The following is a 15,829-nucleotide window of genomic DNA, read 5'->3' on the forward strand; positions in this document are numbered from 1 at the left end:
TCATAGGCATATTGAAGGTCAAGCAGAGGCCTGGAACAACGATTCAAAAAACGGACGCTGTCCCTACGTCTGCCGCAGGGCGGTCCCAGGGGGGCGTTCGGGATAGGCCGACAATGACGCCAGCCATTAACCGCCCGCACCTCCCCGTCGGAGCCCGCGACCTAAAGTCCGTTGGCCCGCTCTCCCAGGCAGTTCACCGCGGCGCCGCCGCCCGCCACCCCGGCCGCGGACGCATGGATCCACATCTGACCACGCTCGTTGAGGCCGAATATGTCGGCAGTCCGTACTGCGAGCGCTGCGGGACCGACGAGTATGTCTACCTTGAAACCTTTGTGCCGGCCACGCACCACCGGGATGGATCCGTCAACAAACTGGGCGAAGTCACGTACTTCTGCTCCGGGTGCGACGACTTCTCCGCCCACGCCGTGCCGGCTACCTGGGTTCCCCCCGGCTGGTACTTCGGCTGAGCCGCCGGGCACAGCGCGCACCATCAAACAACGAGCCGGACGGCCACTATTGGAGGGTGGCCGTCCGGCTCGTTGTGCGTCTGCTGTGTTGCAACCGGGGAGCGGACCCCTAGATCAGCCCGTCGGAGATGTGGTTCGGCGTTCCGAAGCGGTGCGCCGTGATGCTGATGGCCTGCTCGTGCAGGAACGTCAGCAGCTCGAGCCGTCCCGCTTCGGTGACCGGGTGGAAGTAAATTGCCAGGTCCGGGCGTCCGCCGGTCGCCTCGGCCAGTTCCCTGGCGCTGCCGCCGATAAGCCGGACCCGCGGGACAGTGAGGCTGCCCGCAGCGGCCAGCCAATCGCCGTCGTCCTGTACTGTCACGTCGACGCCGAGGCCGGACAGGACAGTGTGCAGTTGGGCGGGAAGTTCGACGGCGGTGGAGACGGTCAGCACGGACCCGGTGAGGACGCCGGCAGCGACGGTCCGGACCAGGTGGACGAGCGGTTCACCGTCCGAGAGCCGCACCGAGACCGGCAGCGGGCGGTATCGGAAGATGTTCCGCTCGGCGCTGAGGCCGGAGACGTCCTTGGCGGTGCCGAATTCGTCGGCCCAGGCAACGGCGTCGGAGGCCAGCGCACGCTGCAGTGACTCAAGTTCGCCGGCGGCCAGGACGGCGCGCGCTGCCTGCACGAGCCGGCTGATGCCGGGGTGCGCGGACTCAGCCAGGCTGTTCCCGCCCGCGGCGGCAGGCTTGCCCACCCAGTCGCCGAGCCCCACGAGGTAGTTGGGCCCGCCGGCTTTAGTGCCCGCGCCGACGGCGGATTTCTTCCATCCGCCGAAGGGCTGGCGGCGCACGATGGCGCCGGTGATGCCACGGTTGACATAAAGGTTGCCGGCCTCGACGGTGTCGAGCCAGAGCGCCACTTCGTCCGGGTTCAGCGAATGCAGGCCGGAGGTGAGGCCGTATGCGATCTGGTTCTGGATGGCAATGGCGTCCGCCAGGGTCTCGGCGGTCATCACCCCGAGGACGGGGCCGAAGAATTCCGTGAGGTGGAAGTAGGAGCTGCGGCGGACGCCGTAGCGGACGCCCGGGCTCCAGAGCTTGCCCGTTGCGTCCAGTTTCCGGGGCTCGACGGCCCAGTGCTCGCCTTCGCCCAGGGTGGTGAGGGCGTTCAGGAGCTTGCCGCCGGCGGGTTCGATGATCGGACCCATCTGGCTGGCCGGGTCCTCCGGGTAGCCGACCTTGAGCGAGGTGACGGCGTCGATCAGCTGGTTGTGGAAGCGCCGCGATTTGGCCACGGATCCGACCAGGATCACCAGGGAGGCAGCGGAGCACTTCTGCCCGGCATGGCCGAAGGCGGAGTATGCCACGTCCTTGGCGGCGAGGTCCAGGTCGGCACTCGGGGTCACGATAATGGCGTTTTTGCCGCTGGTCTCAGCCAGCAGCGGCAGGTCCTTGCGGAAGGAGCGGAACAGCTCGGCCGTCTCGTAGCCGCCGGTGAGGATGACCCGGTCCACGGCGGGATGGGAGATCAGCTGACGACCCAGTTCCCGTTCGCCCAGCTGGACCATGGTGAGCACATCGCGCGGGACGCCGGCTTCCCAGAGCGCCTCAATCATGACGGCACCGCTGCGGCGGGCCTGCTTGGCGGGCTTGATCACCACGGCGGAGCCGGCGGCGAGGGCGGCCAGGGTGGAGCCGGCCGGGATGGCCACCGGGAAGTTCCACGGCGGGGTCACCACGGTGAGCTTCGCCGGAACGAAGTCCGCGCCGTCGACGTCGTCGAGCTTGCGGGCCGATTCGGCGTAGTAGTGCGCGAAGTCGACGGCCTCGCTGACTTCAGGGTCGCCCTGGTCAATGGTTTTGCCTGTCTCGCTGGCCATGACTTCCAGGAGGTCGGCGCGGCGTGCTTCCAGCACGTCGCCGGCGCGGTGCAGGATCTCGGCCCGCTCATCACCGGTGAGCGCGCCCCAGGCCCTGCCCCGTTCCACGGCGGTCTCAATCACGGTGTTGAGGGTCTGTTCGTCGTGGATGATGGCGGCGTCCACGGCGGCGTTGCCGAGGGTGGAGAACGGCACCCGTTGCAGGATCGCACGGCCCCAGTCGCGGTTGGCCGGCAGCGAGGGGTCGGTGTCCGCGGTGTTTTCGAAGGACGCGCGGGGCATCGGCTCGGCCGGGAGGCTGCGGTTCTGCCGCCGGTTGGGCGGCGGGACCTCCTCGTCGAGCTGGGCGAGGGAAGCGAGGAAGCGCTGTTTCTCGCGCTCGAAAAGAGACTCGTTCTCACTGAGTTCGAACACGGCGGACATGAAGTTGTCCTGGCTCGCGCCTTCCTCCAGCCGGCGGATCAGGTAGGCGATCGCGACGTCGAACTCGGCCGGGTGGACCACCGGAGTGTAGAGCAGGAGCGAGCCGACGTCCTTTTTAACGGCTTCAGCCTGGCCCTGGGCCATGCCGAGCAGCATCTCGAACTCGATGCCGGACTCCACGCCGCGCTGCTTGGCCAGCAGCCAGGCGAAAGCGATGTCGAAGAGGTTGTGGCCGGCGACGCCGATCCGGATGTTGCCGATCCGGTCCGGGTGCAGCGCATAGTTGATGACGCGCTTGTAGTTGGTGTCGGACTCCTGCTTGGAGCCCCAGGTGGCAAGCGGCCAGTCGTGCAGGGAGGCTTCGACCTGTTCCATCGGCAGGTTGGCGCCTTTAACGACGCGGACCTTGATCGCGGCGCCGCCGTCGGCGCGTCGGGCAGCGGCCCAGTCCTGCAGGCGGATCATGGCGGCGAGCGCGTCCGGGAGGTAGGCCTGCAGCACGATGCCGGCCTCGAGGTCCTTGAACTGCGGCTTGTCCAGGATCCGGGTGAAGACCGCGATGGTCATGTCGAGGTCCTTGTATTCCTCCATGTCCAGGTTGATGAACTTGGCTTTTTGTCCACCGGCGGCAAAGGAGGCCGCCCGGGTGAAGAGCGGGGTGAGTTTCTCCACGACGTGCTCGACGGCCTCGTCAAAGGCCCAGGCCGAGTGCGGGGCCACGGTGGAGGAGACCTTGATGGAGACGTAGTCGACGTCGGGGCGGGCCAGGAGTTTGTGGGTGCCTGCAAGCCGGCGGGAGGCCTCGTGTTCGCCGAGCACGGCTTCGCCGAGGAGGTTGACGTTGAGCTTGATGCCGTCCTTGCGGATCTTGGCAATGGCCGGGCCCAGCTTGGCGTCGGTGGCATCGACGATGAGGTGGCCGACCATTTCCCGGAGGACGCGGCGGGCGATCGGAATGACCACCTGGGGCAGGGCCGGGGCCATGGTGCCGCCGAGACGGACGGCACTGCGCATGTACCAGGGCAGGAAGTCAGGGACCTTGGGGGCCAGGGCGGCGAGGTTGCGGGCTGCGACCTGAAGGTCTTCGGGGCGGACGACGCCGTCGACGAATCCGACCGTGAAGTCCAGGCCGTTGGGGTCCTTCAGGACGCCGGCGAGCTGCTCGGCGGAGGCGTCGACCGGCACCTTTGCCGCCTCGGTGAGCCAATGGCGCACCAGCCCGATGGTCTCCTCGGCGAGGGCTGCTGCCTCGGGAACCGGCGAGCCTTCCGGGACGGGTGCGTGCGAGGCCGCGCTGCCTGTGGTCACTCCGGACTCCGTTGAAACGTGGGTCATGGCTGGTACTCGTTCTTTCTCAAAATGTGGACCGTTCTGACTTCAGTATGCGACCGGATTTTCATAAGATAAAGCGATGTTTTCTGAGCAATACTGATCAGAAAATCAGAACCTTCTGCCGCCCTACCGCCCCTCCCGCAGATCATGCCGGAGATACAGCGAAACCCTTCCCCAAGCCAGGAAAGGGTTTCGCCGATGCCATGCCAGATGTGCGGAAGCGTCCGGGAAACCACCGCAGTATGTCCGGGAGCGTCCTTTGGGGGTTAGCCGACGTGCCGGTGCATCTCCACGGCCTCTTCATGCCGCGGGCTGTCCGGGTTCATCAGCGAGTGCTTGCGGCCGTAGCCGAAGTAGATGACCAGGCCGATCACGAGCCAGACGCCGAAGCGCAGCCAGGTCTCCCAGTGCAGCTGAAGCATGAGGAACCCGGAGGCCAGGACGCCGAAGGCCGGAACGAGCGGCATGAGCGGCAGGCGGAAGGTGCGCGGCGCGTCGGGTTTCTTGTAGCGGAAGACGATCACCGAGAAACAGACGACGACGAACGCGGCCAGGATGCCGATATTGGTCAGGTCGGCGACGGCCTTGATTGGAAATACGCCCGCGAGCAGTGCGGACGCGATCCCGGCGATCCAGGTCACGCGCTGCGGCGTCCCGTGGCGGTCCGTCTTGGCGAACCATCCGGGGAGCAGCCCGTCGCGGCTCATTGAGAACCACACACGGGTGACACCGAGCAGGAAGGTGAGCATCACGGTCAGGATGGACAGCACGGCAAAGACCGAGATGATCGTGGCAATGACCGGCAGGCCCACGCCGTTGAATGCGGACGCGAAACCGGCCTTGGGGTCAATGTCCTTGTAGTTCTGCATGCCGGTGAGCACCAGGGTTGCGGCGACGTAAAGGAGCATCGCGATGATGAGGGACATGATGATGGCCTTCGGCATGTGCTTCTTGCCGTCCGTCGCCTCTTCCGCGGCGGTGCTCATGGCGTCGTAGCCGAAGACGGCGAAGAAGACCGTTGCCGCGCCGGCCACCACCGGGCCGAACCCGCTGGGCATGAACGGGTTGTAGTTGCCTGTGTCGATGTAGAAGATGCCGAGGCCGATGATGAACAGGATCAGAACCACCTTGATCCCGACGGCCACAAGTTCGAAGCGGCCAAATGTTTTGGTGCCGCGGGACAGGATCCAGGTCACCAGCAGGCAGACCACGATCGCGGGAACGTTGATGATGCCGCCCGTGCCCTCATCCGGCGTCGCTGTCATCCAGGCAGGCATGTGAACGCCGATCCCGGCCAGGAACGCGTCGAAGTAGCCGGAAATACCGATGGCCACAACGGCGACAATCGCGATGTATTCCAGCAGCAGGTCCCAGCCGATGAACCAGCCGATGATTTCTCCGAGCGCCACGTAGCCGTAGGTGTAGGCGGAGCCTGCCCGCGGGATCATGCCGGCGAATTCGGCGTAGGACAACGCGGCAGCCGCAGAGGCGAGGCCCGCAATCAGGAAGGAGAACAGCACCGCCGGGCCCACACCGGGTTCAGATTCGCTGCCGTGGGCCACGAGCCCGGCGAGGGAGAAGATACCGACACCGATGATGCCACCGACGCCGATGGCCGTCAGCTGCCACAGCCCGAGGCTCTTCCGGAGCCCGCTGTGCAGGTTTTCCTCTTCGATGTCGTCAATGGGCTTGCGCCTCAAGAGTGACTTGGACATGTCTTTTGTGTTCATTTCAGGGTCTCCCGCTTAGGTGTGGCACCCATCAATCCACCCTGTGATGGGGGTTACTCAACGACACAAGTATGCAAGCCGGATTCCGTTAGATAAAGTGAATTCTCCTAATCAATAACCATTAGCATTCACAAAGGAATAGCGATGCTGGACGTCCGGCGATTGCGGTTGTTGCGCGAGCTGAAGATCCGGGGCACCCTGGCCGAGGTTGCGGAGGCGCTCCAGTACAGTCCGTCGTCGGTCTCCCAGCAACTGGCCCTCCTGGAGAAGGAGGCCGGTGTCGAGCTGTTGCGCAAGACCGGACGCCGCGTCCAGCTCACTCCGCAGGCTGAGGTCCTGGTGGCCCACACGGCCCAGCTGCTGGAAACCCTGGAACAGGCCGAGGCGGATCTGGCGGCCTCACTGACCACCGTGACGGGCACCGTCCGCATTGCCGTCTTCCAGTCCGCGGCGCTTGCCCTGATGCCGGATGCCCTCACCCGGATGTCCTCGCGCTACCCCGAAGTCCGGATTGAAATGATCCAGCGGGAACCCGAAACGGCACTGCACGAGACCTGGGCCCGGGACTTCGATCTGGTGATTGCCGAGCAGTACCCCGGGCATGCGGCACCCCGATACGCTGAACTGGACCGGGTCCGGCTCACCAGCGACGCCATCCGCCTGGCCGTTCCGCCGCCCGCCGCCGCGCGCCCGGCGGTCTCATCGCTAGCCGACACCGCCGGGCTGGCGTGGGTCATGGAACCCCGGGGTGCAGCCTCACGGCACTGGGCGGAACAAGCCTGCCGGAGCGCCGGGTTCGAACCGGACGTCCGGTATGAAACCGCCGATCTGCAGGCCCAGATCCGGCTGATCGAATCCGGGAACGCGGTGGCGCTCATGCCGGATCTCGTCTGGACGGGGAGGGGAACGACGTCGCAGTTGATCACCCTGCCGGGAGATCCGCACCGGACCATTTTCACCTCCGTACGACGCTCCAGTGCCAAGCGTCCGGCCATCCTCGCCGCCCGGGAGATCCTGAGCGAGACGGCCGCGTCCATCCCGCCCGCCGGCCCCTGACCGACCGGTACCGGCCCACGGGCCCCACCTACCCAAACGCCTCGCGGCCGCTGTCGGCCGGCTCACAGCACAGTCCCCCGCCCGGCGCTAGACTGATTCCGTTATGAATCGCACAATGTTCAAGTCCAAAATCCACCGCGCCGCGGTTACGCACGCGGACCTCCACTACGTCGGTTCGGTCACCGTGGACCTGGACCTGCTCGAAGCCGCCGACATCCTCCCCGGCGAACTCGTGTCGATCGTTGACGTCAGCAACGGCGCCCGGCTGGAGACGTACACGATCGCCGGTGAGCGCGGTTCGGGTGTCATCGGCATCAACGGCGCCGCCGCGCATCTGATGCACGAGAATGACATCATCATCCTCATTACCTATGCCCAGATGACCACGGATGAGGCCAAGGCTTACACCCCCAGAGTGGTCCATGTGGATGAGGACAATAAAATACTGCAGATCGGCAACGATCCTGCGGAGGGCCATACGCCCGGAGTCCTGCGGCCCCCGTACGCGCTGAACAACGCCGCCCTCAACTGAAGTCCGGATCTTCGCAGGCCTCTTTCCGCCGTACTGCGTACCCGGTGTAGAACAGGCTGATTAGTCTGGGAGGGTGATTGCCGCCCTTTCCACGCCTGAAGTCCTCCGGACCGCCGCGTGTTAGGTGTTCTTGCCGGATTCTCCGTGGTCTGGTGCATCATCCTGGTGGGCATGTTCGTCGGCCGGCGCGGCATCCTGGGCGAGAACGCCCGCTCCGTGCTCAGCGCGCTGACCTTCTTCGTTGCCAGTCCCGCGCTATTGTTCGAAACGCTCAGCAAAGCCAAGCTCAACGACGTCTTCGCCGCGCCGTTGCTGGTCACCGCAGCCGGGGCCATCGTCACGGCGTCGCTCTTCTTCGTCATTGTCCGCTTCCTGCTCGGACGGCCGCTGCCGGAGTCCCTGGTGTCCTCCATGGGCGCTTCGCTGGCCAACTCCGCCAACCTGGGCATCCCCATCGCGGTGTTCGTCCTCGGCGACGCCGGCTATGTGGCTCCGCTGCTGATCTTCCAGTTGGCGTTCTTCTCCCCGCTGTTCCTGATGGCCCTCGATGCCACGACGAGCACCCGCCGGACCACGCCCCTGGGGTTCGGACTGATGATCCTGCGGAACCCCATGATCGTGGGCTCCGGCCTCGGTCTTCTCGTGGCGGGTACGGGCTGGCAGGTCCCAGAGCTTGTGATGCAGCCGATCCACCTGATCGGCGGCGCCGCGATCCCTGCCATGCTGATCGCCTTCGGCATGAGCCTCAACGGCTCCCGGCCGCTGCAGGCCACGGCCGGCCGCCGGCTCGACGCGCTGCTTGCCAGTGGCTTCAAGCTAATCGTCCACCCGGCGCTTGCCTTCCTCTTCGCCCGGTTCGGTTTGGGGATGGCGGACCAGGCCCTCTTTGCCGTAGTGGTCACCTCGGCTCTGCCCACGGCACAAAATGTCTTTGTCGTCGCCAGCCGCTACCAGACCGGCCTGACCGTCGCCAAGGACACCGTGCTGATCACCACCATCGCCGCCGTTCCGGCCATGATCTGTGTGGCCCTGCTCCTCACCTGAGAGCTGCCACCGCCGGCTCTCGCCGGCCGCGGGGCGGAGATCCGCCCCGCCGACCTCGCAACCGGGGAGCGCCCTGCCCCGGGAATCTTCTCGGCCCCACGCCCGGGGGTCCGCTGACCGCCAAGCAACCCGGGTAGGCTGGGACCGGTCTCAAGCCGGCCGGCAACTCCCGGCGCTCAGCACGAAGTGGGGAACAATTGCACAGCGTCACACCACGCCGGACCGCGGTATCCGGCGCCGTCGACTGGATCGCGGCGGGCCTCACGGCACTGCTGCTGGTCTCCGCCACTGCCTGCGCCGGAACGGCCCCGGCTGCTGCCCCGGTTGCGGGTGCCACGTCCCCCGCCGCCGTCGGCGGCCCAGCGCCCGCCTCCCCGGCCGCCGACACTCCCTCACCCACCGCCGGGCCCACCCTGCCGGACCCCGGCACGGCCACCGGCTCCCTGGCCGGCAGGGCCCTGGACGTCCTGGACTCGCTCCCGGTCAAGGGCCGGGCGCCGAAAACGGGATACTCGCGCGAGCAATTCGGCCAGGCCTGGGCCGACGTCGACCGCAACGGCTGCGACACCCGCAATGACGTGCTGCGCCGCGACCTGACCGCGTTGGCCCTCAAACCCGGCACCGGGGACTGCGTGGTCCTGTCCGGCATCCTGAATGACCCTTACACGGCAACCCTGATCAACTTCCTCCGCGGCAACAGCACCAGTTCCGCGGTGCAGATCGACCATGTGGTGGCCCTCAGCGACGCCTGGCAGAAAGGCGCGCAGCAGCTCACCGAAGCCCAACGGCTCGCTCTCGCCAACGATCCGCTGAACCTGCTCGCGGTGGACGGTCCCAGTAACCAGCAAAAGAGCGACGGCGACGCCGCCACCTGGCTTCCGCCAAACACGTCATACCGCTGCGACTACGTCGCCCGTCAGATCTCGGTCAAATCCAGCTATGGGCTGTGGGTCACCCAGGCCGAGCACGATGCGATGGCGCGCATCCTGGCCGGCTGCCCGGACACAGCGCTCCCCGCCGGCCAGGGAACACCGCACCCCGCCGAACCCGCCCCGCTTCCCGCTTCAGCCGAACCGGCGCCGGCAAGACCAGCGGCGCCAGCCCCGGCGGCACCGGCGGCACCAGCGGAGGCCTTCTATGCGAACTGCGCCGCAGCCCGGGCGGCAGGAGCTGCCCCGCTGCGGGTCGGCCAGCCGGGCTACCGCGAGCAGATGGACGGCGACCGCGACGGCGTCGCCTGCGAATAGGGACAGGGACGTGCGGAGCTAGTTCTTCGGCAGCGCGTCCAGCAGCCGTGCGCAACGGATGAAGCCCAGGTGCGAGTAGGCCTGCGGATGGTTTCCCAGGTGGGTTTCGGTGCCGGGGTCGTATTCCTCCGGCAGCAGCCCGGTGGGCCCGAACAGATTGACCAGCTGATCGAACAGGTCCCACGCCTCCTCGATCCGCCCCACCGCGACGTAGGCCTCGATCAGCCAGGTGGTGCAGATGTGAAAGCCGCCCTCCAAACCCGGCAAGCCGTCGTCGTACCGGTAGCGGAACACGGTGGGACCCACCCTCAGTTCCCGTTCCACCGCCGTGACGGTGTCCAGGAAGCGCTGGTCCGCAACGTCCAGGAGGCCCGACAAACCGATGTGCAGCACCGCGGCGTCAAGATCCGGGCTATCGTAGGCCACGGTGTAGGACCCTGCACCTTCATCCCAGCCCTCCCGCAGGACTTGCTCCCGGATGACCGCCGCGGCCGGCTCCCACTCAGGATGCGGCGTCCGTCCGTGCCGGTCAGCAGTCCGCAGCGCCCGGTCCAGCGCCACCCAGCACATCACTTTCGTGTAAACGTGGTGCCGGGGTGCCCGCCGGGCCTCCCAGATCCCATGGTCCGGCTCGTGCCAGCGGGCCAAAACGGCCGAGGCCATCTGCACCATCACCTCCCAATGGGCATCGGCCAACTCCCCCAGCCGGGCGCTCAGCGCATCGATGAGCTCAGCGATCGGACCGAAAACGTCCAGTTGCACCTGGTGGTCCGCGGCATTGCCGATCCGCACCGGCCGGGAGCCCGCGTACCCGGGAAGGCAATCGATAATGGCCTCGGTGGACAGCGGTGCCCCAGTGACCGAGTACAGCGGATGCAGCCATTCCGGACCCGGCGTGTGGGCCAGGATCCGGCCCAGCCAGGCCAGGAAACCCTCCGCCTCCGAGGTGGAACCGAGGTCCACGAGGGCGTTCACGGTCATGGAACCGTCCCGCAGCCAGCAGTACCGGTAGTCCCAGTTCCGGGTGCCGCCAATTCCCTCAGGCAGTGAGGTGGTGGGCGCCGCAAGCACGGCTCCGGTGGGCTCATGAACCAGGGCGCGGAGCACCAGCGCTGACCGCCGCACAAGGGACGGTTTCACCGCGGGCAACCGCAGTGCCTGCACCCAGCGCCGGGAATGATGCGCGACGGCGGCACGGCGCGAATGCTCCTCCGGCGGCTCGGCGCGTTGAAGTTCCGTGTCGCCGCAGCGCAGGTTCAAGACCACCGGCCCGTGCCGCAGCTCGACGTCGGCCGTGGCGGTCGCGTGGCGCCCATCCGAGGTGAGCGTGAAATCCACACCGGAGGCAAGCAGAATGATCGGGTCCGCGGTGCCCACGACATGCAGTTCTGACCCGCGGGCCTCCATGCTAAACGGTGCGTTCGCGTAATCCGGGCGGGGTGCAAAGACAATCCGCGCCATCCCGGTGCCTGTGAGCACCCGGACCAGGCTGGTTACACCCTCCGGCGCGGGCTCCAGATAGTCCGTGACGGTGACATCAGCCCAGCGTGTTTCAACAATCATGGTGCTGTCCACGTAGCGCTGGCCCAGGACCTGCGAGGCTTTCACCGGTTCCACCGAGAAATGACCAGCCGCGTCGCCGCCCAGCAAATGCGCGAAGAGGGACCCGGAGTCCGGCAGCGGGTGGCTCATCCAGCAGATCTTGGCATCCGGGGTCAGCAGTGCCGTGGAGGACCCGTTGCCGATCATCGAGTGCCGTTCCAGCCCGACGGCGTCCTCCCCAAACAGCCAGGCCCTCCGCAGTTCAAAGAGAATGGCCAGCACCCGGGCGAAGGCCTCCGGGTCCCGCAGCCGGTGCGCGGCGAGAGTGGCGCCCTCCCCCACCCGCAGCGCCAGATCCGGGCCGCGCAGGGTGGCCATTGCCAGTTCATCGCTGGCAGCGTCACCCGCGTAAAGGGCTGCGCTGACGCCGAGCATGGAGCGCAGGTGTTCCAGGGCGCCGCCCTTGGCCGGCTCCACCACGGACAAGTCCAGGACCGATCCGTCCACAACAAAGAACAATCCGTGCTCCCGGGCGATGTCCGCTGCCTGCTGCGTAGCCAGCGCGACGACGTCGGGCGCCGCCGGCCGGGTGTGCACGGACACGGCGACGGGCTTGCGCTCGATGGTGACGCCCCGGTAGGCGCCCACGGTTTCGGCGAGCGCCTGGGCGGCCTGCTGAAGCACGGATTCGGTGGCCAGGGACAGTCCGTGGGCGTAACCCATGTCGAACTCGACGCCGTGCGAGCCGACCAGGTGCACCTCGGCGGGAAGCCGTGAGACTGCGGCCAGGTCACGCAGGGAACGCCCGGAGATGACGGCGGCGTGGGTATTGGGGAGGGCCGCCAGCGCCCGGAGCGCGATCGAGGCGCTGCCCAGCGGCAGGGTCTCGGTGGAAACGCCTTCCGCGGCGCACAGCGTCCCGCCGTAGTTGCAGGCCACCAGCAGCCCCGGGGTGCGGGCCAGGATCTTCAGTTCCGCCAGCAACTGCGGCGTCAGCCCGTCCTCCACCGCATTGGTCTGCACAAATGCACGGAGCAGTCCCAGCGGCAGGGACTTCGTCAGGAGGGCAGAGTCGGCCAGGGACTGGTTGAGCGGAGTGGGCATGCGCGGAGTCCTTCGGTAAGTCCCCAAATGCCTGCGTGAGAGCGCCCCGAAGGACGTACTTCCAGTCTCCTCCGCGCCCCATGTCGCGCAGGTGTCCCGGCTGTTGCGGGGACGTAAAATCCGCAACTGCCGGAACGTTCCGCATCCGCGGACACTAAAATGTTCTTTTTTGCCTCTTGACGTTCCTTATTGTGCGTTTATGATAGATAATTATGTGAGTCGCCTCACACCCGGATGTTTCAAAGGAGAAATCATGACCATGCACGAAGACGCGCTGCGCCGGGCTTCCAGCCAGGGCGCGTGGGACCGGCGGACCTTGCTCAAGACGCTGGGTGTGGGAGCCGTCGCGCTGGCGGGAGTGCCCGCGCTGGCTGCGTGCACCGGTGGCAGCGCCCCGGCCGCAAGCGGGGGCGCCAAGACCGTCAGTTTCGGTTCCGGATCCTCGGATGAAGTACCCAAAAATGCGTACAAAGCCGTCACGGACGCGTTTGAGAAGAAGTCCGGCATCAAAGTCGCCACGAACGTGGTCCCGCACAACGACTTTCAAAACAAGATCAACACCTACCTGCAAGGCAGCCCCGACGACAGCTTTACCTGGTTCGCCGGCTACCGGATGCAGTACTACGCGGACAAAGGATTGCTCGCACCGATCGATGACGTCTGGGAGAAAATCGGAGGTAATTACTCCGACGCCCTCAAAAAGGCATCCACCGGCGCGGACGGAAAGATGTACCTGGTCCCGAACTACAACTACCCCTGGGGCTTCTTTTACCGGAAGAGCCTGTGGGCCGAGAAGGGCTACGAGGTTCCCACGACCTTTGATGAGCTGACTGCCCTCGCCAAGAAGATGCAGGGCGATGGCCTGATCCCGATTGAATTCGCGGACAAGGACGGCTGGCCCGCCATGGGCACGTTCGATTATCTGAACATGCGCCTGAACGGATACCAGTTCCACATGGACCTCACCGCCCACAAGGAAAGCTGGGACCAGAAGAAGGTCAGCGACGTCTTCGACACCTGGAAGGAGCTGCTTCCCTACCAGAACCCCAATGCCCTGGGCATGACCTGGCAGGATTCCGCCAAGAATCTGGGCGACAAGAAGTCCGGCATGTACCTGCTCGGCTCCTTCCTCACCCAGCAGTACACCGACAAGACAGTGGCGGACGACATCGATTTCTTTCCGTTCCCGGAGCTCGCCATGGAGGGCCAGGACGCAATCGAGGCCCCCATCGACGGGCTGCTGCTCTCCAAGAAGGGCGGCCAGAACCAGTCCGCCAAGGACTTCCTCGCCTACCTCGGCACCCCCGAGGGACAGGACGTCTACGCCTCCGTCGACTCCGCCAATATTGCCACCGCCAAGGGTGCAGATACCTCGAAGTTCACACCGCTGAACAAGAAGATGGCGGACGCCATCAGCAATGCCAAGAGCATCAGCCAGTTCTTCGACCGCGATGCCCTCCCGGCCATGGCCAACAACGTGATGATCCCGGCCCTGCAGTCCTTCATCAAGGACGGCAACGTCGACGTCAAGAACCTGGAAGCCCAGGCCAAATCGCTCTACGCCGCCCAGTAGCGGCACTCGATATCGAGCAAGGACTTTCCGTGAGCACAGCAAGCGACACAACAACGGCCGGGGCACGAGGCGCCAGGGGTGCCCCGGCACGGCGGGTCCGGCGTTTGTCCGGCCGGGACAAGTGGGTCCTCGGATTCATGGTGGGGGTCCCCACCCTCATCCAGCTCGTCCTGGTCTGGATCCCCACGCTGCTTTCCGCTGCCCTGTCCTTCACCCGATGGAACGGGTTGAGCCTGAGCGACATCAAGGGCGCCGGCCTGGCAAATTACCAGTTCATCGCCAACGACTACCCGCCGTTCTGGCCCGCTGTCCAGCACAACGTGCTGTGGCTGGTCTTTCTGGCCCTCGTCGCCACTCCGCTCGGCCTGCTGCTCGCCATCCTTCTCGATCAGAACATCCGCGGCTCCAAGATCTACCAGAGCATCTTTTTCACGCCCGTCATGCTGTCACTGGCCCTGATCGGGGTCATCTGGCAGCTGTTCTACAACCGGGACAGCGGACTGTTGAACTTCCTGCTGGGAACCGCCGGCACCCCGCAGGCGGTCGACTGGTTCGGCGATTCCAGCGTCAACATTTGGGCCGCTCTCCTTGCCGCCACCTGGCGCCACGCCGGCTACGTCATGATCCTTTACCTTGCCGGGCTCAAGGGCGTGGATCCCACCTTGCGGGAGGCGGCCCAGATCGACGGCGCCAATGCAGTCCAGACGTTCTTCCGGGTCATTTTCCCGGCCATGCGGCCGGTCAATGTGATCATCATCGTCATCACGGTGATCGAATCGCTGCGCGCCTTCGACATTGTCTACGTCATTAACCGCGGCACGAACGGACTCGAACTCATCAGCGCCCTGGTCATCCAGAACCTCGTTGGCGAAGGACAGGTGATCGGCGTCGGCTCCGCTCTTGCCGTCATCCTCCTGGTCATTTCGCTGGTTCCCATCACCTTCTACCTGTCCCGCGCCTTCGGAAAGGACAAAGAGGCATGAGCATCATCAAGCCGGCCCCTGCCGCGGCGAGAAGCGACCACCCTGCCGCAGTGCAGCACCCGGGCGGCAAGGGCCGGGGACCGGCCAAAAAGCACCTCGGCATCCACCTCTTCCTGATCGTGATGGCAGCCATGTGGCTGGTGCCGCTGGCCTGGACCATCTTCACGTCCCTGCGGCCCAAGGCCGACACCGACAAGTACGGGTACTTCAGCCTCGGCGGGTCCTTCAATTTCGACAACTTCACCGAAGCATGGACCCGGGGCGGGTTCGCGCAGTACGCCTGGAATTCCGCGCTGATCACCATACCGTCGGTCATCCTGATTCTGTTCTTCGCCTCGATGATGGCTTTCGCTGTCAGCCGGGTGGCCTGGAAATTCAACGTGACGCTGCTGATCATGTTCACCGCCGGCAACCTCCTGCCGCCCCAGGTGCTCGCGGCTCCCCTGTTCCAGATGTTCAAGCAGCTCGAACTCCCCTACAGCGTCAGCGATTCCGGCAACCTCCTCAACACCTACATCAGCGTCATCGCCGTCGACACGGCGTTCCAGATCGGCTTCGTCACCTTCGTGCTCTCCAATTACATGAAGGCACTGTCCCCCGAACTGACCGAGGCTGCCCTGGTGGACGGCGCCGGCATCTGGCGGCAGTACTGGGAAATCATCCTCCCCCTGTGCCGGCCCGCCCTAGCCGCGATGGGCACGCTGCAGGTCATCTTCATCTACAACGACTTCTTCTGGCCGCTGCTGTTCATTCAAAGCGGGGACCGGCTCCCGCTCACCACCGCCGTGAACAACCTTCAGGGCCAGTTCCTCTCGGACTACAACCTGATCGCCGCCGGCGCCATGATCACAGCCATTCCTGCCCTCATCATCTACCTGCTCCTGCAGCGACACTTCGTGGCCGGACTGACACTCGGCTCCAGCAAAGGATAA

The 15,829-nt window shown here is 65.8% G+C and carries 11 protein-coding genes; 8 read left to right on the top strand and 3 right to left on the bottom strand.

Going from position 1 to position 15,829, the window contains the following annotated elements:
* The first annotated feature begins 113 nt into the window (after nt 1-113).
* Complete coding sequence (locus VUN84_16860; protein ID XAS63935.1) at nt 114-467, top strand: hypothetical protein; 354 nt, start codon at nt 114-116, stop codon at nt 465-467.
* 109 nt (nt 468-576) lie between these two features.
* Here VUN84_16860 and VUN84_16865 read toward each other — a convergent pair whose 3' ends face one another.
* Complete coding sequence (locus VUN84_16865) at nt 577-4,089, bottom strand: bifunctional proline dehydrogenase/L-glutamate gamma-semialdehyde dehydrogenase (GenBank protein XAS63936.1); 3,513 nt, start codon at nt 4,087-4,089, stop codon at nt 577-579.
* Between the two features lie 263 nt (nt 4,090-4,352).
* On the bottom strand, nt 4,353-5,816 hold the full coding sequence (locus tag VUN84_16870) for an amino acid permease (GenBank protein XAS63937.1): 1,464 nt from the start codon (nt 5,814-5,816) through the stop codon (nt 4,353-4,355).
* Nucleotides 5,817-5,960: 144 nt separating this feature from the next.
* Here VUN84_16870 and VUN84_16875 point away from each other — a divergent pair, with 144 nt between their 5' ends.
* The 4 genes from VUN84_16875 to VUN84_16890 all read left to right on the top strand — a co-directional run bounded on the left by VUN84_16875 (nt 5,961) and on the right by VUN84_16890 (nt 9,695).
* On the top strand, nt 5,961-6,872 hold the full coding sequence (locus VUN84_16875; protein XAS63938.1) for a LysR substrate-binding domain-containing protein: 912 nt from the start codon (nt 5,961-5,963) through the stop codon (nt 6,870-6,872).
* Nucleotides 6,873-6,975: 103 nt separating this feature from the next.
* A complete protein-coding gene (panD, locus tag VUN84_16880) occupies nt 6,976-7,404 on the top strand; it encodes an aspartate 1-decarboxylase (GenBank protein ID XAS63939.1) in 429 nt (142 codons plus the stop codon).
* A gap of 117 nt (nt 7,405-7,521) precedes the next feature.
* Nucleotides 7,522-8,448 carry an AEC family transporter gene (locus VUN84_16885; protein ID XAS63940.1) on the top strand — a complete coding sequence of 309 codons (927 nt, stop codon included), beginning with the start codon at nt 7,522-7,524 and terminating at the stop codon, nt 8,446-8,448.
* A 197-nt stretch (nt 8,449-8,645) separates the two neighbouring features.
* Entirely contained in the window at nt 8,646-9,695 is a 1,050-nt protein-coding gene (locus VUN84_16890; protein XAS63941.1) for a DUF1524 domain-containing protein, read from the top strand.
* Nucleotides 9,696-9,713: 18 nt separating this feature from the next.
* Here the strand turns inward: VUN84_16890 and VUN84_16895 are convergent, their stop codons facing one another.
* A complete protein-coding gene (locus VUN84_16895; GenBank protein ID XAS63942.1) occupies nt 9,714-12,341 on the bottom strand; it encodes a trehalase-like domain-containing protein in 2,628 nt (875 codons plus the stop codon).
* 253 nt (nt 12,342-12,594) lie between these two features.
* Here VUN84_16895 and VUN84_16900 point away from each other — a divergent pair, with 253 nt between their 5' ends.
* Genes VUN84_16900 through VUN84_16910 form a run of 3 tightly spaced genes read left to right on the top strand, consistent with a single transcriptional unit; the run spans nt 12,595 to nt 15,829 of the window.
* Nucleotides 12,595-13,914 carry an ABC transporter substrate-binding protein gene (locus tag VUN84_16900; protein XAS63943.1) on the top strand — a complete coding sequence of 440 codons (1,320 nt, stop codon included), beginning with the start codon at nt 12,595-12,597 and terminating at the stop codon, nt 13,912-13,914.
* 29 nt (nt 13,915-13,943) lie between these two features.
* Entirely contained in the window at nt 13,944-14,897 is a 954-nt protein-coding gene (locus tag VUN84_16905) for a sugar ABC transporter permease (GenBank protein ID XAS63944.1), read from the top strand.
* Nucleotides 14,894-15,829 carry a carbohydrate ABC transporter permease gene (locus tag VUN84_16910; GenBank protein ID XAS63945.1) on the top strand — a complete coding sequence of 312 codons (936 nt, stop codon included), beginning with the start codon at nt 14,894-14,896 and terminating at the stop codon, nt 15,827-15,829. The genes VUN84_16905 and VUN84_16910 overlap by 4 nt, the downstream gene beginning before the upstream one ends.

It is taken from the genome of Micrococcaceae bacterium Sec5.8 (assembly GCA_039636775.1).
GTDB lineage: Bacteria > Actinomycetota > Actinomycetes > Actinomycetales > Micrococcaceae > Arthrobacter.